Source organism: Dactylosporangium sp. NPDC048998 (assembly GCF_043197855.1).
Taxonomy (GTDB): Bacteria; Actinomycetota; Actinomycetes; order Mycobacteriales; family Micromonosporaceae; genus Dactylosporangium.
The window spans coordinates 15,025-35,527 of sequence record NZ_JBICTV010000035.1; the positions used below are offsets into that span (position 1 = coordinate 15,025).

Below are 20,503 nucleotides of genomic sequence, written 5' to 3' on the forward strand. Positions count from 1 at the left end.
GGCTCGCCGACGCGGAGCTTCGGCGCGGGGAACCGAGGCGGAACTGGCGCGGATATGTCCACCACTTCGTGACGGACATATCCGACATTTCGGTTATGCCACCAAGTCGCTGGGGTCCGATCGGGGCGTCGCGCGCCCTGCGTTGCCGCTGAGTCGGCGTGGCGGACGCCGGCCCAGCGGACCCGGAACCGGCGGACGAGGAGATCCGGCGGGCCGGGGGTGGCTCAGCGGACCGACGACTTCACGAACGGCGGCTTCACCACGCGGACCGCCGAGCGGCGGCCGCGCACGTCCAGGGCCACCTCGTCGCCCTCGCCGATGCCCGACGCCGTGTCGATCAGGGCCAGGCCGATGCCCACCTTGCGGGTCGGCGAGAACGTGCCGCTGGTCACCTCGCCGATCGTGGCGTCGCCCGACAGCACCGTCATGTGGGCGCGCGGAATGCCCCGATCCAGCGCCTCGATGCCCCACAGGACCCGGCGCGGGCCCGCGGCCTTCTCCGCCAGCAGCGCCTCGCGGCCCCAGAAGGCCGGCTTGTTCCAGCCCACGGCCCAGCCCGCGCGCGCCTGGACCGGCGTGATGTCGAGCGAGAGGTCCTGGCCGTGCAGCGGGTAGCCCATCTCGGTGCGCAGGGTGTCCCGGGCCGCCAGGCCGCACGGGCGGGCGCCCGCCGCCACGATGGCGTCCCACAGGGTGTGCGCGTCGTGGGACGGCACGACGAGCTCGTACCCGTGCTCGCCGGTGTACCCCGTGCGGCACACCACGACGTCGGTGCCGTTGTAGGCCGACACGGTGAAGCTCATGTAGTCGTGATCGGTGGGCAGGCCGAGGGCGGACAGCAGTTCCGCGGATCGGGGGCCCTGCACCGCCAGGACGGCGAACAGCTCGTGCTGGTCGACCACGCTGATGCCGTTGGGCGCCTCGGCGCTGAGCCGCCGGACGACCTCGGCGGTGTTGGCGGCGTTGGGGATGAGGAAGACGTCGTCGTCGCCGAACCGGTACGCGATGAGATCGTCCACCACGCCCCCGTTCTCGGCCAGGCACAGGGTGTACTGGGCCTGACCGGCGGTGATGCGGTCGAGGTCGTTGCTGAGGCAGGCGTTGACGAATGCGGCCGCGCCGCGACCGCGCACCCGGGCCTTGCCGAGGTGCGACACGTCGAACACGCCCACGTCCTCGCGGACGGCCGCGTGCTCCTTGAGCACGCCACCACCGGCGTATTCGAGGGGCATCTCCCAGCCGCCGAACGCCGCGAACTTGGCACCGAGCGCCGCATGACGGTGATACAACGCGGGGTGCCGCAAGGGTTGCGTCATGTCCGCAACCTATCGCGTTGGTTATCGTGTCCTGCACCCGATTGGGCGGCATGCTGAAGCTGCGGAAAAGCCGCAGTGGATCTGCACCCGAAGCATCAGTGATGTGGAGCACCAGTGACCTCCCTGACCCTGGTCGACACCGACCCAGCCGAGCTCGCCGTCGACGCCGTCGTCATCGGCGTCTACGCGAACGAGGGCGGCGATGCCAAGCTGCCGCTCGCCCCGGGCGCCGAGAGCGTCGCGGCGGCGTTCAGCGACCGGCCGGGCGGCGGGCTCGCCGAGACCCTGCGGGTGCTCGGGGCGACCGGCGCGCTCGGCGAGGTGACCAAGCTCGCTGCGTTCGGAGCGGTCGCGGCCCCGCTCGTGGTCGCCGTCGGCCTCGGCGCGCCGGTGGACGGCGACGCGGGCCGGGTGCCCGCGGCGGAGTCGCTGCGCCGCGCGGCCGGGGCGGCGGCCCGCTCGCTGGCCGGGTCGGCGTCGGTCGCGATCGTGCTGCCGCTGTCCGGCTCGCCGGCCGACCCGGGCAAGCCGGGCGATGGGGAGCTGACCGTCGGGGTGCGCGCGATCGCCGAGGGGGCGCTGCTGGGCTCCTACCGCTTCCTGGGGTACAAGACGAAGCCCTCCGCCACGCGCCGCGACCCGGTGCGCAAGGTGCTGGTGCACGTGCCCGACGCGGGCGCGAAGGCCGCGAAGGCGGCCTTGAAGCGCTCCGGCGTGCTGGGCGGCGTGGTCGCCCGGACCCGCGACTGGATCAACGCCGCCCCCAACGAGCTGCGGCCGCCGCAGTTCGCCGAGCAGGCCGCGGCCGCCGCGGCCGAGGCGTCGCTGGAAGTGTCGGTACTCGACGAGAAGGCCCTGGCCAAGCAGGGATACGGCGGCATCCTGGCCGTCGGCCTGGGCTCGGCGGCCGCCCCGCGCCTGGTGCGCATCGCGTACGAGCCGGCGGGTGCCACCCGGCGGATCGCGCTCGTGGGCAAGGGCATCACGTTCGACACCGGAGGCGTGTCGATCAAGCCGACCGCGGGCATGTGGGAGATGAAGTCCGACATGTCCGGCGCCGCCGCCGTGGTCGCCACCATGCTCGCGGTCGCGCAGCTCAAGCCGAAGGTCGCCGTGGTCGCCTACGCGCCGATGGCCGAGAACATGGTGTCCGGCAGCGCGTACCGGCCGGGCGACGTGGTGCGGATGTACAACGGCGCGCAGGTCGAGGTGCTCAACACCGACGCCGAGGGCCGGATGATCCTCGGCGACGCCATCGCCCGGGCCTGCGAGGACGAGCCGGACTACCTGTTCGAGGTGTCCACGCTCACCGGCGGGCAGGTCATCGCCCTCGGCAAGCGCATCGCCGGCGTCATGGGCACGCCGGAGCTGTGCGACCGGGTCCGCGACGCCGGCGAGCGGGCCGGCGAGCCCGCGTGGCCGATGCCGCTGCCCGAGGACGTGCGCAAGGGCATGGATTCCGACGTGGCGGACATCTCACAGGTGAACTCGAGCATGGACCGGGCCGGCCACATGCTGCAGGGCGGCGTGTTCCTGTCGGAGTTCGTCACCGAGGGCGTGCAGTGGGCCCACATCGACATCGCGGGCCCCAGCTACCACACCGGCGAGCCGTTCGGCTACTGGTCCAAGGGCGGCACGGGCGTGCCGGTCCGCACGCTCGTGGAACTGATCGAGGAGATCGCCTCGGAATAGGGCGGAATAGCGCGGAGTAGCTCAGCTCTTCTTGTTCCGCGCGTTGTAGTCGCGCCAGCGCTGCGGATAGCCGACCAGCGCGATGTCGTAGACGGGCATGCTCAGGCGGTGCGCGAACTGGCGCGCCGCCTGAGGGCTCTCCATCCGCCGCCGGGTCCACTCCCCGTCGTGCGCGATGAGCAGCAGTGTCGTCTCCGTCACGGTCGTGCGGGGCTCGATGAACCCCTCCACGCCGCGCCGGGAGCGCACGAACTCCTCCAGATACGCCAGGTCCTCACGGCTCGCGGTGCGTCCACCAGCTGCCGGCCTGCTTCGGCGGAACCACGCCACGATCCGCTCCCTCCCGTCGAGCCAGACCACGAACCCATCGAGTCCGAGCACAGGGTACGACGCCCACGCGTGCGGAAGGACCCACTACAGGGCACCTACCGTCGCAGGCGAGCAGCACAAGTGACAAGATGGCCAAGGATCGTCATGCGAAGGGCGAACCCCGCATTCGCACCGTCACGAGCCGACAGGCCCGTGCATCACCTGGGAGAATTCGTGAGCGACCCACACGCCAACTCCTTCGACGTCCTGATCCTGGGCGGCGGCAGCGGCGGCTACGCGGCCGCGTTCCGCGCCGCGCAGCTCGGCCTGTCCGTCGCGCTCGTGGAGAAGGACAAGATCGGCGGCACGTGCCTGCACCGCGGCTGCATCCCGACCAAGGCGCTGCTGCACGCGGGCGAGGTGGCCGACGCGGCCCGCGAGGCCGACCAGTTCGGCATCCAGGCGTCGTTCAACGGCGTCGACATGAAGGCCGTCAACGCCTACAAGGACGGCGTGATCACCAAGCTCTACAAGGGCCTGCAGGGCCTGGCCAAGGCGCGCAAGGTGCGGCTGATCGAGGGCGAGGGGCGCCTGGTCGCGCCGGGCGCCGTCGAGGTCGCCGGCACGCGGTACACGGCGAAGAACGTCGTGCTGGCCACCGGCTCCTACTCCAAGACGCTGCCCGGCCTGGTCGTGGACGGCGAGCGGGTCATCGCCAGCGAGCACGCGCTGGAGCTGGACCACGTGCCCGCGTCCGCGGTCATCCTCGGCGGCGGCGTGATCGGCTGCGAGTTCGCCAGCGCCTGGAAGTCCTTCGGCGTCGACGTGACGATCGTCGAGGCCCTGCCGCGGCTGCTCGCGGTCGAGGACGAGGCCAGCTCGAAGGCGCTGGAGCGGGCGTTCCGCAAGCGGGGCGTCAAGTTCAAGGTGGGCAAGCCCTTCGAGGGCGTCGAGCGCACCGACACCGGCGTGAAGGTGACGATCCAGGGCGGCGAGACGATCGAGGCCGAGCTGCTGCTCGTGGCCGTCGGCCGGGGGCCGACCACCGCCGGCCTCGGCTACGAGGAGCAGGGCGTGAAGATGGAGCGCGGGTTCGTCCTCACCGACGAGCGGCTGCGCACCTCCGTGCCCGGCGTCTACGCGGTCGGCGACATCGTGCCCGGCGTACAGCTGGCGCACCGCGGCTTCCAGCAGGGCATCTTCGTCGCCGAGGAGATCGCCGGCCTGCAGCCGCAGGTCTTCGACGAGGCCGGCATCCCGCGCGTGACCTACTCCGAGCCGGAGGTCGCCTCGGTCGGGCTCAACGAATCCAAGGCCCGCGAGGTGCACGGCGATGACAAGATTGAGACGCTGCAGTACGACCTCACCGGCAACGGCAAGAGCCAGATCCTCAAGACCGCTGGCTTCGTGAAGCTGATCCGGGTCAAGGACGGGCCGGTCGTCGGGGTCCACATGGTGGGCGCCCGGGTGAGCGAGCTCATCGGCGAGGCCCAGCTGATCTACAACTGGGAGGCGTTCCCCGGCGACGTCGCTCCGCTCGTGCACATGCACCCGACGCAGAACGAGGCTCTCGGCGAGGCGCACCTGGCGCTGGCCGGCAAGCCGCTGCACGTCCACTGAATCAACTGGCACCCGACCGCCACCACCGCAAAGTACGAGGAGTCGTTTCAAATGCCGGTATCGGTCACCATGCCCCGGCTGGGCGAGAGCGTCACCGAGGGCACCGTCACCCGCTGGTTGAAGCAGGAGGGCGATCACGTGGAGGCCGACGAGCCGCTGCTCGAGGTCTCCACCGACAAGGTCGACACGGAGATCCCGTCCCCGGCGGCCGGCGTGCTGACGCGCATCGTCGTGCAGGAGGACGAGACCGCTGAGGTCGGCGCCGAGCTGGCCGTCATCGGCGACGGCTCGGCGGGCGGGGCCGCGCCCGCCGCCGAGAGCGCGCCCGCGGCCGCCGAGCCCGAGGCGGTCGAGCCCGCCGAGGAGCCCGCGCCGGAGCCCGTGGCCGCGGCGGCGCCCGCCGCCGGCGGCGCCGAGGGCACCGCGGTGAAGATGCCGGCGCTCGGCGAGAGCGTCACCGAGGGCACCGTCACCCGCTGGTTGAAGCAGGTCGGCGACGCCGTCGAGGCCGACGAGCCGCTGCTGGAGGTCTCCACCGACAAGGTCGACACGGAGATCCCGTCGCCGGCCGCCGGCACGCTGCTGGAGATCAAGGTCGCCGAGGACGAGACGGTGGAGGTCGGCGCGGAGCTGGCCATCATCGGCGTCGCCGGCGCCGTGCCCGCGAAGGCCGCCCCGGCCCCGCAGCCGAAGGCCGAGCCCGCGCCGCAGCCGAAGGCCGCCCCAGCCCCGGCCCCAGCCCCGAGGCCCGCGCCCCAGCCGGAGCCGCAGCCCGTTGCCGCCGCGCCGGTGCACGCCGGCAACGGCAAGGTCGAGGCCGAGGACGCCGGATACGTCACGCCGCTGGTGCGCAAGCTCGCCGCCGAGCACGGCGTGAGCCTGTCCGGCCTGTCCGGCACGGGCGTCGGCGGCCGGATCCGCAAGCAGGACGTGCTCGACGCGGCGGCGAAGGCGAAGGCCGCCGCCGAGCAGCAGGCCGCCGCCCCGGCGCCCGCGGCAGCCGCCCCGGCCGCGACCACGGGCGCCCCGGCCCCCAAGGCGGCGCCGAGCCCGCTGCGCGGCCAGACGCAGAAGCTGACCCGCATGCGGGCGCTCATCGCGCGGCGCATGGTCGAGTCGCTGCAGATCTCGGCGCAGCTGACCACGGTCGTCGAGGTGGACGTCACGAAGGTGGCGAAGCTGCGGGACAAGGCCAAGGCGCAGTTCCTCGCCACGCACGGCGTGAAGCTGTCGTTCCTGCCGTTCTTCGCCCTCGCGGCGGTCGAGGCGCTGCGGGTGCACCCGGCGGTGAACTCCTCGATCGACCTGGAGGCGGGCACCGTCACCTACCACGACGCCGAGCACCTGGGCATGGCCGTGGACAGCGACAAGGGGCTCATCGTCCCGGTCATCCGCAACGCGGGCGACCTCAACCTCGCCGGCCTGGCCAAGCGCATCGCGGACGTGGCCGACCGGACCCGCAACAACAAGCTGAGCCCGGACGACATCGCCGGCGGCACGTTCACGCTGACCAACACCGGCAGCCGCGGCGCGCTGTTCGACACGCCGATCATCAACCAGCCGCAGGTGGCGATCCTGGGCACCGGCGCGGTCGTCAAGCGGGCCGTCGTGGTCAACGACCCGGAGCTCGGCGAGATCATCGCGCCGCGCTCGATGGTCTACCTGGCCCTGTCCTACGACCACCGCATCGTCGACGGCGCCGACGCCGCGCGCTTCCTCACCACCGTGAAGGAGCGCCTGGAGGCCGGCCACTTCGAGGCCGACCTCGGCCTCTGACCAGCCGCTACGTCAAGGGCGTCCCGATCACGGGGCGCCCTTTCGGCTGTCTTGTGACAGGGTCTTGCGAGAGCGTCCCGTGAGCCCCGTGAGCAAGGTCAGCGCGGCGGCCGCCACGACGGCGACCAGCAGCAGGCCCTCGTAGGCGTCGCGGGCCTCGATCCAGCTGGCGCCGAGCCCGTAATCAGGCACCCCGGCCCGGCCCCACAGCCCGCTCAGGTCCAGCGTCACGAAAGCGACCGGTGGCAGCAGCAGCGCGACCCCGCCGGCCGCCCACAGCGCCGCTGCGGCGCGCTGCCGGGCGGGCGGCCCGGCGCACAAGGCCGCCGCGAGCGCGGCGATCGCGGCGGTCGCCAGCGGCAGATGCCAACCGGTGCCGACCGGCGACAGCAGGGTGAGCGCCAGCCAGATGCCGGTCGCGGCGAGCGCGGCCACGCCGCCGGCCGCGAGCGTGCGGCGCGCCAGGGGCGAGCGCCGGGCGGTGCCGGCGAGCAGCAGCGCGAGGTACCAGACCAGGAGCCCCGCCGTCACCATGAGCGCCACCCGCCCCGTGCCCGACCCGTCGCGCTTGACCCACGCGTCGAAAACCTTCGCGGCGGCGAGCCCGGTCAGCACGAGCAGGCCCGCGGCGCGCGGGGCCGCGAGTGCCCGCAGCGGCAGCCGCCAGCAGCTCAGGGCGAACGCCCAGCGCTCCCGCGGGTCGTCGAGGCCGGCCAGCTCGGCGCGTATGGCGTCCTTCCATGCGGCGCGGTGCCCAGGTACGGGCCGCAGCAGGATCTCCAGCAGGCGTTCGGGGGTCACCAGGCCTCCCTCGGCCGCTTCGCGGGGTCCGGAGCCCGGCGCGGCGCGGGCGCGGGCTCGGGCAAGGATTGGGCCAGCGCCAGGCCGGCGGGGGTGAGGCGGTAGAGGTGGCGGGGCGGGCGACCTCGCGGCGGGTCCGGCTCCCACTCGGCCTCCAGCAGGCCGCCGTCGGCGAGGCGGATCAGGATCGGATACAGCGAGCCTGCCTTCAGCCCCACCTCCCGGCCGAGGTCGTAGCCGTGCCGCCAGGCCTCGGGCGCGGCGGCGAGCGCGCGCAGCACGGCGGCGGTTTGCGGGGACGGGCGGCGGTTGCGCAGCACGGGTTAACTCTATCTACATAGAGTTCCTGGCGTCGATAGTTGTCCGGACGGTACCCGCCGAGGGCAAGATGGCGGTATGCAGATCCTGATCGCGGGCGCCTCCGGGTTTCTGGGCCAGCACCTGGTCCCGCACCTGCGGGAGGCCGGACACCGGGTCACCCCGCTGGTGCGGCGTCCGCCGCGGCCCGGCGAGGTGCGCTGGGACCCGACCGCCGGCGTGCTGGACGGGACCGTGGTGGCGGCCGCCGACGCGGTGATCAACCTGGCCGGGGCGGGCGTGGGCGACAAGCGCTGGACCGGGGAGTACAAGAAGGTCCTCGTCGACAGCCGCGTGGACAGCACCCAGACCCTCGCCCGGGCGATCGCCGCCGCGCCGACAAGGCCGAAGGTGCTGCTCAACGCCTCGGCCGTGGGGTACTACGGGGACACCGGCGAGCGGGCCGTGGACGAGTCCTCCCCCGCGGGCGAGGGCTTCCTCGCCGACCTGTGCAAGGTGTGGGAGGCCGCGACCCACCCCGCCGAGGACGCCGGCACCCGGGTCGCGCTCATGCGCACCGGCTTCCCGCTCGACCGCGACGCCGGCCTGCTCAAGCCGCTGTACCTGCAGTTCAAGCTCTTCGCCGGCGGCCGGATGGGCAGCGGCCGGCAGTACCTGCCGTGGATCTCGGTGCCGGACTGGCTCGCCGCGGTCACCTTCCTGCTCGAGCGCGACCTCAGCGGCCCCGTCAACCTCACCGGCCCCCAGCCGGTCACCAACGCCGAGTTCTCCGCCGCGCTGGCCCGCGTGCTGCACCGGCCCAACCTGCTGCCGGTGCCCGGGTTCGCGCTGCGCGCCGCGGTCGGCGAGTTCGGCGGCGAGGCCCTGGCCAGCCAGCGGGTGCTGCCGGCGGTGCTGGTGCGCGAGGGGTTCTCCTTCGCGCACCGCACCGTCGACGAGGCCCTTCAGCAGGCCGTGTCGTCGATCACCCAGTAGTTCGCGCCGGTCTGGCGCAGCCCGTGGGTGGTGAACACGTTGTAGAGGCCCATGTTCTGGTTGGAGCCGTTGGCGTACGTGTACCCGAGCGACTGGTACGCGCGGCCCGCGGTGACGTGGGCGTAGTTCGTGGCCCGCACGCACGGCCCGGCGCTCTGCGTCGGCGTCGGGCTCACCGTGGGGCTCGCCGTCGGGCTCGCGCTGGCGGTCGGACTGGGCCCGGCGCCGCTGTCCAGGCCCCAGTCGACGGCCTGGTAGTACGACGAGCAGATGGTGTCCTTGTAGTACGTGCCCGCGGTGCCGCACTGGTCGGTCGCGCTGCCCGGGTGGACGGGCGTGGCGTGCGGCATGCCGGAGACGAGGTACACCTTCACCTTGTCCGCGTAGTCGGACAGCGAGGTGCCGCCCGGCAGCGACGCGGTCGAGGTCGGCGTCTGCGACACGCCGAGCACGTTCGTCCACTGGTCGCGCAGCTCGGTGGCGTTGGCCGGGGCGACCGTGGTGTCGGAGGTGCCGTGCCAGATCGCGACCCGCGGGCGGGCGCCGGTGTAGCCGGAGTACGCGGCCCGCACCAGGTCGCCCCAGGCCGCGGGGGTCTTGTCGACGCCCGGGTTCATGCAGGTGTAGGCGCTCGTACTCGAGGTGGCGCAGCGGTACGGCAGGCCGGCCATGATCGCACCGCCGGCGAACACGTCCGGGTAGGTGGCGAGCATCACGGCGGTCATCGCGCCGCCGGCCGACAGGCCGGTGACGTAGACCCGGGCCGGGTTCACGCCGTAGTTGGCGACGGCGTAGTCGACCATCTGCTTGATCGACAGCGCCTCCCCGCCGCCGCGGGCGGTGTCGCCGGTCTCAAACCAGTTGAAGCAGCTGGTGCTGTTGTTCGCCGACTTCTGCTCGGGCAGCACGAGCGCGAAGTGCCACAGGTCGGCGTACTTGCGCCAGCCGGAGTTGGTGAAGTAGTCGTTCGCGTTCTGGGTGCACCCATGCATCGCCACCACGAGCGGCGCGCCGGAAGGCATGCCGTCGGGCCGGTACGCGTACATGGTCAGGTTCCCGGGGTTGGACCCGAAGCTCGCGACGCTGGTCAGCGTGGCCGCGTACGCGGGCCGGGCCACCGTGGTGAGCGCGACCGCCGCGGCGAGCGCGACGAACGCGGGCAGGACGAATCGGAGTATGCGGGGCATGGCGGTGCCCTTCTGGTGTGGAGACGGTGTGGGGACCACCACGCTAGGTGTGACCTTGGACGCACCACTATGTCCCGATGCCACACATTCGACGCCCGGCCCGGTGTCCTCCGGCGGGGTTAGGCTGCATGCGTGACCAGCGTGGTGGGTATGCGAGTCGTCCGGGCCGGGATCGTGGAGTACGAGGCGGCGCTCGCCGAGCAGCGGCGCGTCCATGCCGAGGTTTCCGACGGCGCGGCGCCGGACACGGTGCTGCTGCTCGAACACCCGAGCGTCTACACGGCCGGCAAGCGGACCGAGCCCGCGGACCGGCCGTTCGACGGGACTCCGGTGATCGACGTGGACCGGGGCGGCAAGATCACCTGGCACGGGCCGGGGCAGCTGGTCGGCTACCCGATCATGCGGCTGCCGGACCCGGTGGACGTGGTGGCGTACGTGCGGCGCATGGAGCAGGTGCTCATCGACGTCTGCGCGGAGTTCGGCCTCGCCACGACGCGGGTCGAGGGCCGCAGCGGGGTGTGGGTCCCCGCGGACGAGCGCGGGCCCGACCGGAAGGTGGCGGCGATCGGGATCCGGGTGGCCCGCGGCGTCACGCTGCACGGGTTCGCCCTGAACGCGGACTGCGACCTCTCGCGGTACGACATCTTCGTGCCCTGCGGCATCCGGGACGCGGGCGTCACGTCACTGTCGGCAGAGCTCGGCCGGGACGTGACCGTCGAGGAGGTGCTGCCGATCGTGGAGCGGCACCTCACGAAGCTGTACTGACGCGGCAGGCTGCCGCGCGTACGGACCGGGATCAGCTCCGGGCCGACGTCGTCGCATGCCTCATTGCCGTCCCAGATGATTGGGAAGCCTCGTGAACGTGACGTCAATCGCGTTCCCGACGGTTGGGCAGGCGCCCGGCGTAGTCTTCGCACTGTGACCGCCGTTGTTCCCGAAGGCCGTCGTCTGCTGCGCATCGAAGCGCGAAACGCGGAGACGCCGATTGAACGCAAACCGTCGTGGATCAAGGTTTCGGCCAAGATGGGTCCCGAGTACACGCATCTGCGGGGGCTCGTCCAGCGCGAGGGCCTGCACACGGTCTGCCAGGAAGCCGGCTGTCCCAACATCTATGAGTGCTGGGAGGATCGCGAGGCGACCTTCCTCATCGGCGGCGACCAGTGCACCCGCCGCTGCGACTTCTGCCAGATCGACACCGGCAAGCCGGCCGAGTTCGACGCGGACGAGCCGCGCCGGGTCGCCGAGTCGGTGGCGACGATGGGGCTGAAGTACGCGACCGTGACCGGCGTGGCCCGCGACGACCTGCCCGACGGCGGCGCGTGGCTCTACGCCGAGACCGTCCGGCAGATCCACGCCCTCGTCGAGGGGTGCGGCGTCGAGCTGCTCATCCCCGACTTCAACGGCGAGCCGGAGCTGCTCGCCGAGGTGTTCGCGGCGCGGCCGGAGGTGCTCGCGCACAACGTGGAGACCGTGCCGCGGATCTTCAAGCGCATTCGTCCGGCGTTCCGCTACGAGCGGTCCCTGGGCGTGCTGACCCTGGCGCGCGAGGCGGGCCTGGTGACCAAGTCCAACCTGATCCTCGGCATGGGCGAGGAGCGGGCCGAGGTGTCGCAGGCGCTGCGGGACCTCCACGAGGCCGGGTGCGAGCTGGTGACGATCACGCAGTACCTGCGCCCGTCTCCCCGCCACCACCCCGTGGAGCGGTGGGTCAAGCCCGAAGAGTTCGTCGAGCTGCGCGAGGAGGCCGAGCAGATCGGCTTCGCCGGCGTGCTGAGCGGGCCGCTGGTGCGCTCGTCCTACCGGGCCGGCCGGCTGTACCGCCAGGCGCTGGACAGCCGGGCTCTCAAGGCTTGATGCCGTCCCTCTAGACTCGGAGGCATGGCAAAGGCCCAGGAGCCGGAGAAGGTCTCCTTCTTCACTCGGCTCAAGCAGATCGGCATGGTCTTCTCGTTCACCGCGAAACGGGACAAGGCTTTCGTGCCTCTCGTGGTGACGGTCGTCCTCGTGCCACTGATCGCGGTGGGCGTCGCTATCGCGCTGGGCCTGTCGTGGATCTGGGCCCCACTGGGCGTGCTGCTGGCGCTGCTCGGCACCGTCATCGTGCTCAACCTGCGCTCGCAGAAGGCCATGATGAAGGAGGCCGAGGGGCAGCCCGGCGCCGCCGCGTCGATCATCGAGAATATGCGCGGCGACTGGCGGGTCAGCCCGGCGATCGCTTCGACGACGCAGTTTGACATGGTGCACCTGGTCATCGGCCGGCCCGGCGTGATCCTGATCGGCGAGGGCAACGTGAGCCGGGTCAAGGGGCTCATCAACCAGGAGCGCCGCCGCCTGGTGAAGGTGATCGGCAACGCCGAGCTGCGCGACTTCATGATCGGCAACGAGGAGGGCCAGATCCCCCTCGCCAAGCTGCGCAACACGCTGATCCGGCTGCCGCGCGCGATCACGGCCAAGGACGTCAACTCCCTCGACAAGCGGCTCACCGCGCTCTCGGCGCGGCCGCAGATGCCGCGGGGCGCGCTGCCCAAGAACATGAAGCCCCCGAAGGGGCAGTTCAAGGCGATGCGCGGGCGCTGAGACCCGCTCAGACGGCCTGCACGACCGAGCCGACGGCCCGGTCGTGCAGGCCGCGCTGCTTCTGGTCCATGATCAGCGCGGTGACCAGCGGGAGCATGACGACGGCGCGCAGCAGCGCCCGCGGCACGCCGATGGGGCCGCCTGTGGTGATGGACACACAACGGATCCGAAACAGCCGCATGCCCACGGTCTGCCCGAAGAAGCCGAGGAACAGGCCGTACACGACGACGAACAACCCCGGTGCCAGCCACGGCTCGTCGGTCGGGCTCGCGAACGCGCCCGCGATGAGCAGGCACGAGATCCAGTCGATGAGCAGGGCGCCGAAGCGGCGGGCCAGGGGTGCCGGGGTTGGTTCCACGACGGGTCAGACTATCGAACGACGCCCGGCGCCGATCGGGCGAGCAAAGGACTGTGAAACACAGCGGAAACAGTCGAGACATGCCGGGGCAATCGCACGGTTCTACGGTCGCGACAGCCAGCCACCTTCACACTGAAGTGATCACCAGACTGGTCATGCCTGCGACCTGGAGGACGAGTGTTCGCCAATTCTGAAGAGCTGTTGCGATACGTGAAGGATGAGGGCGTCCGCTTCGTCGACGTTCGCTTCTGCGACCTGCCGGGTGTCATGCAGCACTTCAACGTGCCCGTCGAGTCGTTCGACGAGAAGGTCTTCAGCGAGGGTCTGGCCTTCGACGGTTCGTCCATCCGTGGGTTCCAGGCGATCCACGAGTCGGACATGCTGCTGCTCCCCGACGCGACGTCCGCGTTCATCGACCCGTTCCGGGTCGAGAAGACCCTGGCGCTGAACTTCTTCATCCACGACCCGTTCACGCGCGAGGCCTACTCGCGTGACCCGCGCAACGTGGCGAGGAAGGCGGAGGCGTACCTCAAGTCGAGCGGCATCGCCGACACCGCGTACTTCGGCGCGGAGGCAGAGTTCTACATCTTCGACTCGATCCGGCACGAGACGTCGGCGAACCAGGCGTACTACTACATCGACTCGGTCGAGGGCTGGTGGAACTCCGGCAAGGACGAGCCGGGCGGCAACCGCGGCTACAAGACCGCCTACAAGGGCGGCTACTTCCCGGTCCCCCCGGTCGACCACTACGCCGACCTGCGTGACCAGATCGTGCAGAAGCTGCTCGGCGCGGGCTTCGTCGTCGAGCGCTCGCACCACGAGGTCGGCACCGCCGGCCAGGCCGAGATCAACTACAAGTTCTCGACCCTGCTGCACTCGGGCGACCAGATGCAGCTGTTCAAGTACCTCGTGAAGAACACGGCGTGGGCCAACGGCAAGACGGCCACGTTCATGCCGAAGCCCCTCTTCGGCGACAACGGCTCGGGCATGCACACGCACCAGTCGCTGTGGCTGGGCGGCGAGCCGCTCTTCTACGACGAGGCCGGCTACGGCGGCCTGTCGGACACGGCCCGCTGGTACATCGGCGGCCTGCTGCACCACGCCCCGTCGCTGCTGGCCTTCACCAACCCGACGGTCAACTCGTATCGCCGCCTGGTGCCGGGCTACGAGGCGCCGGTCAACCTGGTGTACTCGCAGCGCAACCGCTCCGCCTGCACCCGCATCCCGGTGACGGGCACCAACGCGAAGGCCAAGCGCGTCGAGTTCCGCGTGCCGGACCCGTCGGCCAACGTCTACCTGGCCTTCTCGGCCATGCTGATGGCCGGCCTGGACGGCGTCAAGAACAAGATCGAGCCGCCGGCCCCGATCGACAAGGACCTGTACGACCTGCCGCCGGAGGAGGTCGCGAACGTCAAGCAGGTCCCGGGCTCGCTGCCGGAGGTGCTGGACTCGCTGGAGGCCGACCACGGCTTCCTGCTCGAGGGCGGCGTCTTCACCCAGGACCTGGTGGACACCTGGCTCTCGTACAAGCGCGTGAACGAGGTCGACCCGGTCCGCCTGCGCCCGACCCCGCACGAGTTCGCCATGTACTACGACGTGTGACATCGATCAACGCTGTTTGACAGACGGCGGTCACGCCCGGCTCCTGGCCGGCGTGGCCGCCGTTCTGTGTTGACCGGGTGCCACCTCGCAGCCGGCCGGTGTCGGGTACGCGAGCTTCTGACGAGTTGGGCTACAGTCCCGCATCGCGGAACAACCTTGAAAACGACGAACGGGGGCATCGGTGGAGCAGGTCTCTTTTGATTTCAGTAACTCTTCGCAGCCACCATCTCACCCGGAGGAACCTCCGACACCGGCAACGGATCTCGCTACCGGCCGGACAAGTACCGGCCGAGCAGGCGCGGCGCTGCTGGCCGTCCGGCCGCTGCTGTTCGCCGGTCTGGCCGGCGCCGTCGTGGTCGTCCTGCACGAGTGGGGCGTGCGGGCAGGGCTGAACCCACATTCACCCCGGGTCGAGTACGGTCTGCACTTCGCCTCGCTCACCCTGGCCGCGTTGGCGGCTGCCGTCGTGTGGTGGTCGCGGCGGCGCGCCAGTACGTGGGACGCCGACCTCCTTCCCGCACTGATCGGCGGGCTCGGCGCCCTGACCCTGCTCACCGTGCTGCACGGCACGCCCTTCGGCGTCCAGGGCATCAGTGGCGACCAGGCCTTCCGCGCCGCACAGATCACCCGATTCGCCGACAGCTGGCACGGCGCCGACTACACCTACCGCGGCCTGCCGACCTACTACGCACCGGCGTACTTCTGGGTGCTGGGGCGCGCCGCGGACATCGCGAGTGTCGAACCGTGGCACATGCTGAAATACGGCACCATCGTCGTGGCGTTCGTGGCCCCGATCGTGTCCTACCTGATGTGGCGGCGCGTGGTGCCGACCCGGACGGCAGCCCTGATCTCCGCTGCCTCGATCGTCGTGCCGGTGCTGAACGAGCCGTACGCCTGGCTCGCCGAGGCCGTCATCGTTCCGTGGTGGCTGCTCGCCATCTTCGGCGTGAGCCGGCCGGCCCGTCGCAGCCCGAACCTCATCGTGCTCGGCCTGGTCGGCGCCGTGCTGTTCCTGACGTACTACTACTACTTCTTCCTGCTGGTCATCATGTACGGGCTGTTCCTGGCCGTCCAGTGGCGCCTGGGTCAGCTCGACTGGCGGCAGGTGCGCCGCAGCGTCGCCATCCTCGCCATCTCCGCCGTCGGCTCGAGCCCGTACTGGGCACCGCTCGGCTGGAACTTCCTCACCGCGCCGCAGTTCGAGTCGCTGAACAATCGGTGGATGACGTCGCACTCCGGCGACCTGGGACTGCCGATGCTGCAATTGTCGGTCGTCGGCGTGCTGTGCATGGTGGGCCTCCTCTACCTGATCTGGACGGTCAAGGAGGCTCTCTCGCGAGCGTTGCTGATCATCTTGGTCTCGGCGTATCTCTGGCACGGACTCGGCTTCGTCCTCGCCGCCGTCGACTCGCCGATCATGTCCTTCCGGATGCGCAGCATCGTCACGCTCGTCCTGCTGGCCGCGGCCACGCTCGCCCTCATCCGAATCACGAAGCTCGCCGCGACCAAGCTGCCGGCCATCGAGGTGCGGCGGGTGGCTGCCGCCGGCGGCATCGTCCTGGCCGTCTTCGCCGCCGACCGCTACGTGACCGCGACCGTCGCCGACACCTGGGTGCAGGCCGCGCACGACGGGACGCTGCCCAGCGGCCAACTGCCCGCCTATCACTCATCGAAGGCGAAGGCCCAGCTGCCGTCGGCGCAGGAGGTCGACGAGTTCATCGCCGCGAACTACAAGGGCGCCGGCCACCCGGTCGTCCTCAGCGATCGATCGGACCTGTTCGCGTTCTACCCGTATTACGGGTTCGTCCAGTTCAACGCGAACTATTCGCACCCGACGGCGCGCTACCACGACCGCCTGGACTTCCTGGACAACGCGGCCCAGGCATCGACCGCGCAGGACTTCGCCACGCAGATGCGGCACAACCAGTTCGACACCGTCGACGTGCTCGTCCTGCGGACCAACGGCAAGTCGCTGACCTTCCGGTCGTCCGACGACGCGTTCCCGTTCGGCAACAAGGCACGAGTCATCACCATCCCGGCCCACCTGGTGCACCCCGACCACTTCTCCATCACCACCCTCAACGGGTACGTGATCGCGGTCCTGCGATAGACCCACGGGCGCCAGACGGCGTATCGGCCCGCCCCCGCTCTGCGGGGCGGGCCGTTGCGCTTACGCCTCAACCGGCAAAGATGCGCTCCACCGCCTGCCTTGCCCGGCGGGCCACCCGAAGGTACTCGTCCAGGAACTCCTGCGGCTCCGTCCCCCGGCCCAGGACCCGCGCCGCGGCGGCCAAGTCAGGGCCCTGGCGCGGGAGCTGGTCGGTGGCCCGGCCGCGGACCAGCGTCAACAGGTTGCGCATCGTCGACGCCTGGCGCCAGGCCGCCTCCAGGGCTGCGGCGTCCACGGCGTCCATCAGGCCCGCCGACGTGGCCGCCGACAGCGCCTCCAGGGTGCGCGGGGTGCGCAGCGCGGGAACGGCTGCGCCATGTTGCAGCTGGAGGAGCTGTACCGTCCACTCGACGTCGGCCAGGCCGCCGCGGCCCAGCTTGGTGTGCGTGGCCGGGTCGGCGCCGCGCGGGAGGCGCTCGCTGTCGACGCGGGCCTTGAGGCGGCGGATCTCGTGGATCTGCTCGCGGGTGAGGCCGCCCGGCGGGTAGCGCTTGGCGTCGGCGAGCTCCACGAAGCGGGCGCCGAGGGACTCGGAGCCGGCCACGGCGCGGGCGCGCAGCAGCGCCTGGGCCTCCCAGACCTTCGACCAGCGGGCGTAGTACTGCTGGTAGGCCCCCAGGCTGCGCACCAGCGGGCCCTGACGGCCCTCCGGGCGCAGGTCGGCGTCGACGCCGAGCGGCGGGTCGTGCGCGGGGCGGGCCAGCAGGCGGCGCAGCTCCTCGGCGATGGTCAGGGCCACGCCGCTGGCGGCGTCGTCGGCCATGCCGGGCGGGGCCTCGTAGACGAACAGCACGTCGGCGTCGGACGGGTAGCTGGTCTCGGCGCCGCCGAGGCGGCCCATGCCGATGATGGCGAACTCCAGCGGCGCGGCCGTGCCGGTCGGCAGCGCGGCCGTCACGCCGAGGGTGGCGCGCAGGGTGGCGTCGATGACGGCGGAGAGGGCGTCGCCGACGTCGGTGACGTCGAGCAGGCCCAGCAGGTCGGCGCAGGCGATGCGGAACAGCTCCCGGCGGCGCAGGGCGCGGACCGCGTTGATGGCGGTCTCCGGGTCGTCGTGGCGGGCGGCGGCGGCGGCGAAGCCCTCGGTGAGGACCTCGGCGCTGCGCGGCACCAGCTCCGCGTCGTCGGCCAGCAGGCGCAGGGCCTCCGGGTCGTGGACGAGCAGCTCGGTGACGTACCGCGACAGGGCGAGCAGCCGCGCCAGGCGCAGGGCGACCGGCCCCTCGTCGCGCAGCAGCCGCAGGTACCACGGGGTGTTGCCGACCTTCTCCGAGACCTGGCGGTAGGCCAGCAGGCCCCGATCGGGCTCGGGCGCGTCGGCGAACTCGCTCAGCAGCACCGGCAGCAGTTGCCGCTGGATCGCCGCGGTGCGCGACACGCCGCCCGTGAGCGCCTCGATGTGCCGCAGCGCGCCCGCCGGGTCGGCGAAGCCGAGCAGGTCGAGGCGGGCACGGGCGGCATCGGGGGTGAGCCGCAGCTGCTCGGTGGGCACCCGGGCGACGGCCTCCAGCAGCGGGCGGTAAAAGAGCTTGGCGTGCAGGCGGCGCACCTCGCCGGCGTGGCGTACCCATTCGGCCCGGAACGACTCGACGGCGTCCCGGGCGGCGTTGGGTCGATAGCCGAGGGCGTGGGCGAGCCAGCGCAGCCCGGCCGGGTCGTCGGGGACGGTGTGCGTGCGGCGCAGGCGCTGCAGCTGCAGGCGGTGCTCGACGACGCGCAGGAAGCGGTAGGCGCGCAGCAGGGACTCGCCGTCGGCCAGGCCGACGTAACCGCCCTCGATCAGCGCGCGCAGCCCGGCGAGCGTGGTCGGGGTGCGCAGCGACTCGTCTGCGCGGCCGTGCACGAGCTGCAGCAGCTGTACCGCGAACTCGATGTCGCGCAGGCCGCCCGGGCCCCGCTTGATCTCGCGGTCGACCTCGGGGCGCGGGATGGCCTCGATGATGCGCCGGCGCATGCCGCGCACCTCGTCGACGGCCTCCGGGCGCTCGGCCGCGGACCAGATCAGCGGCTGCAGCTCGGCGAGCCACTGCTCGCCGAGGGCCTGGTCGCCCGCGGCCGGACGGGCCTTCAGCAGCGCCTGGAACTCCCAGGTCTTCGCCCATTTCTTGTAGTACGCCAGGTGTGACGCGACGGTCCGCACCAGCGCGCCGCGGCTGCCCTCCGGGCGCAGCGCCGCGTCGACGGGCCAGGCGACGAACCCGCAGATCTCCATCATCCGGGCGGCCAGCGCGCTGCCGGCCCGCATCGCGGTCTCGGTGTCGGCGCCGCCGTCGGGCTCGGCGACGAAGACCACGTCCACGTCGCTGACGTAGTTGAGCTCCCGCCCGCCGCACTTGCCCATCGCGACGACGGCGAGGCGGCAGGCGCCGCTGCCCTGCTCGGCGACGGCGATGGCCAGCGCCGCCTGCAGGGTCGCGTCGGCCAGCTCGGTCAGGCGGCGCATGGTGACCTCGACGTCGGCGGCGCCGGTCAGGTCGGCGGCCACGATGCGCAGCAGCTCCCGGCGATACCCGCTGCGCAGCAACGGCACGGTGGAGACGTCCCGCGTGGAGTAGCCGGCCGCCCGCTTGTTCTGCTCCCCGGTCAACTCGCGCCACTCGTCGGGGTTGGCCACGAGCATGTCACCGAGGGTCGCGGAGACGCCGAGGACGCCGATGAGGCGGCGGCGCAGCGCCTTGTCCGCCAGGACGGTCGCGAGCACCTCCTCCCCCGCCGCCTCCACCAGCCGGTGCAGCTGGAAGAGGGCCAGGTCGGGGTCGGCGGCGAAGTACAGCGTCTCGAGCACCGCCGCGGCCTCGTCGCCGGCGGAGCGGCGCGCGACCGGGTCCCACAGCCGCAGCCCGCCGGGCCCGGCCATGGCCTCCGTGCGCTCGTTGTCGGTGAACCCGAACCGCGCCAGATGCCCGGGCCCCGCCTTCGCGATCGGGTCCATCAGCGCGGCCCGATCAGCGGCAGGGAGCGCAGCCCGCCCTCGCCGGCGCGCGGCACCCGGCCCAGCGCGACGGCGGCGAACCGCTCGGCGAAGGGCTTCCAGACCTCGGCCACGTCGTCGAGCGCGGCGTCGACCCCCTCCAGCAGCTCGACGGCGTCGATGCCGAGCTCGCCGAGGGTGCCGACGCCGTCCATCGCCCACTGCGCGAACATCTCGAGGTCGCACTCGATGTGGAACTGCAGGCCCCACGCGGCGCCGCCGATGCGGTACGCCTGGATCGGGTAGTGCGTCGAGGCGGCCAGCAGGGTCGCGTTCATCGGCAGCTCGACGATCTCGTCGCGGTGCCACTGGAGCACGTCGGGCGCGAACGGCACCGCGGCGAAGATCGGATCGTTGTCGGCGACGTCGCGCCGGGCGACCAGCCGCGCCCCGATCTCGGGCCCGGCGGCGCTGCGCTCGACGGTGCCGCCGAGCGCGCGGGCGAGCAGTTGCGCGCCGAGGCAGATCGCCAGCGTCGGCACCTTGTGCCGGACCGCCTTGCGCAGCAGCCCGTCGAGCTCGTCGAACCACGGTGAGGCGCGCTCGCCGCGCTCGCCGGGGAAGGCGTCCTGCTCGCCGCCGAGCACGACCAGCGCGGCGTACCCGTCGAGGTCGGGCGGCAGCGCCTCGCCCGCGTGCGGCCGGACCACCTCCAGCCGCAATCCACCGCTGGTGAGCCACTCGCCGAGCCGGGCGGGCCCGTCGGAGGGGTCGTTCTCCACCACGAGTGCCGTGTCTCCTCTTGGGGCGGCCCCCGCGGTACTGCCTTCGATCGTCACGCCCCGACAATAACGACCGTGCGGCGCGCGGGCTCGCGGGCCGCGGCTCACG

Annotated in this window: 17 protein-coding genes; 9 read left to right on the forward strand and 8 right to left on the reverse strand. The window is 71.9% G+C overall.

Annotation, left to right across the window (positions count from 1 at the left end):
* Positions 1-224 precede the first annotated feature (224 nt).
* On the reverse strand, positions 225-1,316 hold the full coding sequence (gene gcvT / locus ACGFI8_RS40750) for a glycine cleavage system aminomethyltransferase GcvT (RefSeq protein WP_392812925.1): 1,092 nt from the start codon (positions 1,314-1,316) through the stop codon (positions 225-227).
* A gap of 114 nt (positions 1,317-1,430) precedes the next feature.
* Between gcvT and ACGFI8_RS40755 the strand changes: the two genes are divergently transcribed.
* Entirely contained in the window at positions 1,431-3,008 is a 1,578-nt protein-coding gene (locus tag ACGFI8_RS40755; protein WP_392812926.1) for a leucyl aminopeptidase, read from the forward strand.
* Positions 3,009-3,029: 21 nt separating this feature from the next.
* Here the strand turns inward: ACGFI8_RS40755 and ACGFI8_RS40760 are convergent, their stop codons facing one another.
* A complete protein-coding gene (locus ACGFI8_RS40760; RefSeq protein ID WP_392813011.1) occupies positions 3,030-3,338 on the reverse strand; it encodes a hypothetical protein in 309 nt (102 codons plus the stop codon).
* A 213-nt stretch (positions 3,339-3,551) separates the two neighbouring features.
* Between ACGFI8_RS40760 and lpdA the strand changes: the two genes are divergently transcribed.
* Positions 3,552-4,937 carry a dihydrolipoyl dehydrogenase gene (gene lpdA, locus ACGFI8_RS40765; RefSeq protein WP_392812927.1) on the forward strand — a complete coding sequence of 462 codons (1,386 nt, stop codon included), beginning with the start codon at positions 3,552-3,554 and terminating at the stop codon, positions 4,935-4,937.
* A gap of 51 nt (positions 4,938-4,988) precedes the next feature.
* Entirely contained in the window at positions 4,989-6,713 is a 1,725-nt protein-coding gene (sucB, locus tag ACGFI8_RS40770; protein WP_392812928.1) for a 2-oxoglutarate dehydrogenase, E2 component, dihydrolipoamide succinyltransferase, read from the forward strand.
* A 27-nt stretch (positions 6,714-6,740) separates the two neighbouring features.
* On the opposite strand, the gene ACGFI8_RS40775 is transcribed toward sucB, so the two are convergent.
* Both ACGFI8_RS40775 and ACGFI8_RS40780 read right to left on the reverse strand, forming a co-directional pair.
* Entirely contained in the window at positions 6,741-7,514 is a 774-nt protein-coding gene (locus ACGFI8_RS40775) for a hypothetical protein (RefSeq protein WP_392812929.1), read from the reverse strand.
* Positions 7,511-7,834: a PadR family transcriptional regulator gene (locus ACGFI8_RS40780; RefSeq protein WP_392812930.1), complete on the reverse strand. Its 324-nt coding sequence runs from the start codon at positions 7,832-7,834 to the stop codon at positions 7,511-7,513. The genes ACGFI8_RS40775 and ACGFI8_RS40780 overlap by 4 nt, the downstream gene beginning before the upstream one ends.
* A 76-nt stretch (positions 7,835-7,910) precedes the next feature.
* On the opposite strand from ACGFI8_RS40780, the gene ACGFI8_RS40785 reads away from it, so the two are divergent.
* The gene (locus tag ACGFI8_RS40785) at positions 7,911-8,807 is read left to right on the forward strand and encodes a TIGR01777 family oxidoreductase (protein ID WP_392812931.1); all 897 of its coding nucleotides are present in this window, start codon (positions 7,911-7,913) and stop codon (positions 8,805-8,807) included.
* Here ACGFI8_RS40785 and ACGFI8_RS40790 read toward each other — a convergent pair.
* Positions 8,777-9,994 carry a PHB depolymerase family esterase gene (locus ACGFI8_RS40790; RefSeq protein ID WP_392812933.1) on the reverse strand — a complete coding sequence of 406 codons (1,218 nt, stop codon included), beginning with the start codon at positions 9,992-9,994 and terminating at the stop codon, positions 8,777-8,779. The two genes, ACGFI8_RS40785 and ACGFI8_RS40790, sit on opposite strands and share 31 nt — an antisense overlap.
* A gap of 150 nt (positions 9,995-10,144) precedes the next feature.
* Here ACGFI8_RS40790 and lipB point away from each other — a divergent pair, with 150 nt between their 5' ends.
* The 3 genes from lipB to ACGFI8_RS40805 all read left to right on the forward strand — a co-directional run bounded on the left by lipB (position 10,145) and on the right by ACGFI8_RS40805 (position 12,571).
* Positions 10,145-10,759, forward strand: a complete 615-nt coding sequence (gene lipB, locus ACGFI8_RS40795; protein ID WP_392813013.1) for a lipoyl(octanoyl) transferase LipB — start codon at positions 10,145-10,147, stop codon at positions 10,757-10,759.
* 153 nt (positions 10,760-10,912) lie between these two features.
* Complete coding sequence (gene lipA, locus ACGFI8_RS40800; RefSeq protein ID WP_392812935.1) at positions 10,913-11,848, forward strand: lipoyl synthase; 936 nt, start codon at positions 10,913-10,915, stop codon at positions 11,846-11,848.
* Positions 11,849-11,872: 24 nt separating this feature from the next.
* The gene (locus tag ACGFI8_RS40805) at positions 11,873-12,571 is read left to right on the forward strand and encodes a DUF4191 domain-containing protein (protein ID WP_392812937.1); all 699 of its coding nucleotides are present in this window, start codon (positions 11,873-11,875) and stop codon (positions 12,569-12,571) included.
* Positions 12,572-12,578: 7 nt separating this feature from the next.
* Here the strand turns inward: ACGFI8_RS40805 and ACGFI8_RS40810 are convergent, their stop codons facing one another.
* Entirely contained in the window at positions 12,579-12,929 is a 351-nt protein-coding gene (locus tag ACGFI8_RS40810) for an RDD family protein (RefSeq protein WP_392812939.1), read from the reverse strand.
* Between the two features lie 177 nt (positions 12,930-13,106).
* Between ACGFI8_RS40810 and glnA the strand changes: the two genes are divergently transcribed.
* Both glnA and ACGFI8_RS40820 read left to right on the forward strand, forming a co-directional pair.
* Entirely contained in the window at positions 13,107-14,531 is a 1,425-nt protein-coding gene (gene glnA / locus ACGFI8_RS40815) for a type I glutamate--ammonia ligase (protein WP_392812941.1), read from the forward strand.
* 352 nt (positions 14,532-14,883) lie between these two features.
* A complete protein-coding gene (locus tag ACGFI8_RS40820) occupies positions 14,884-16,641 on the forward strand; it encodes an arabinofuranosyltransferase (protein WP_392812942.1) in 1,758 nt (585 codons plus the stop codon).
* Between the two features lie 67 nt (positions 16,642-16,708).
* On the opposite strand, the gene ACGFI8_RS40825 is transcribed toward ACGFI8_RS40820, so the two are convergent.
* Both ACGFI8_RS40825 and ACGFI8_RS40830 read right to left on the reverse strand, forming a co-directional pair.
* On the reverse strand, positions 16,709-19,633 hold the full coding sequence (locus ACGFI8_RS40825) for a bifunctional [glutamine synthetase] adenylyltransferase/[glutamine synthetase]-adenylyl-L-tyrosine phosphorylase (RefSeq protein WP_392812944.1): 2,925 nt from the start codon (positions 19,631-19,633) through the stop codon (positions 16,709-16,711).
* Positions 19,633-20,451, reverse strand: a complete 819-nt coding sequence (locus ACGFI8_RS40830) for a type 1 glutamine amidotransferase (RefSeq protein WP_392812946.1) — start codon at positions 20,449-20,451, stop codon at positions 19,633-19,635. Before ACGFI8_RS40830 ends, ACGFI8_RS40825 begins: the two co-directional genes overlap by 1 nt.
* Positions 20,452-20,503 lie beyond the last annotated feature (52 nt).

Bases quoted from the DNA above. Each gene is read 5' to 3' on its own strand.
- gcvT (WP_392812925.1), bottom strand. From the start codon at position 1,316: ATGACGCAACCCTTGCGGCACCCCGCGTTGTATCACCGTCATGCGGCG.
- sucB (WP_392812928.1), top strand. From the start codon at position 4,989: ATGCCGGTATCGGTCACCATGCCCCGGCTGGGCGAGAGCGTCACCGAG.
- ACGFI8_RS40785 (WP_392812931.1), top strand. From the start codon at position 7,911: ATGCAGATCCTGATCGCGGGCGCCTCCGGGTTTCTGGGCCAGCACCTG.
- ACGFI8_RS40790 (WP_392812933.1), bottom strand. From the start codon at position 9,994: ATGCCCCGCATACTCCGATTCGTCCTGCCCGCGTTCGTCGCGCTCGCC.
- lipB (WP_392813013.1), top strand. From the start codon at position 10,145: ATGCGAGTCGTCCGGGCCGGGATCGTGGAGTACGAGGCGGCGCTCGCC.
- ACGFI8_RS40805 (WP_392812937.1), top strand. From the start codon at position 11,873: ATGGCAAAGGCCCAGGAGCCGGAGAAGGTCTCCTTCTTCACTCGGCTC.
- ACGFI8_RS40825 (WP_392812944.1), bottom strand. From the start codon at position 19,633: ATGGACCCGATCGCGAAGGCGGGGCCCGGGCATCTGGCGCGGTTCGGG.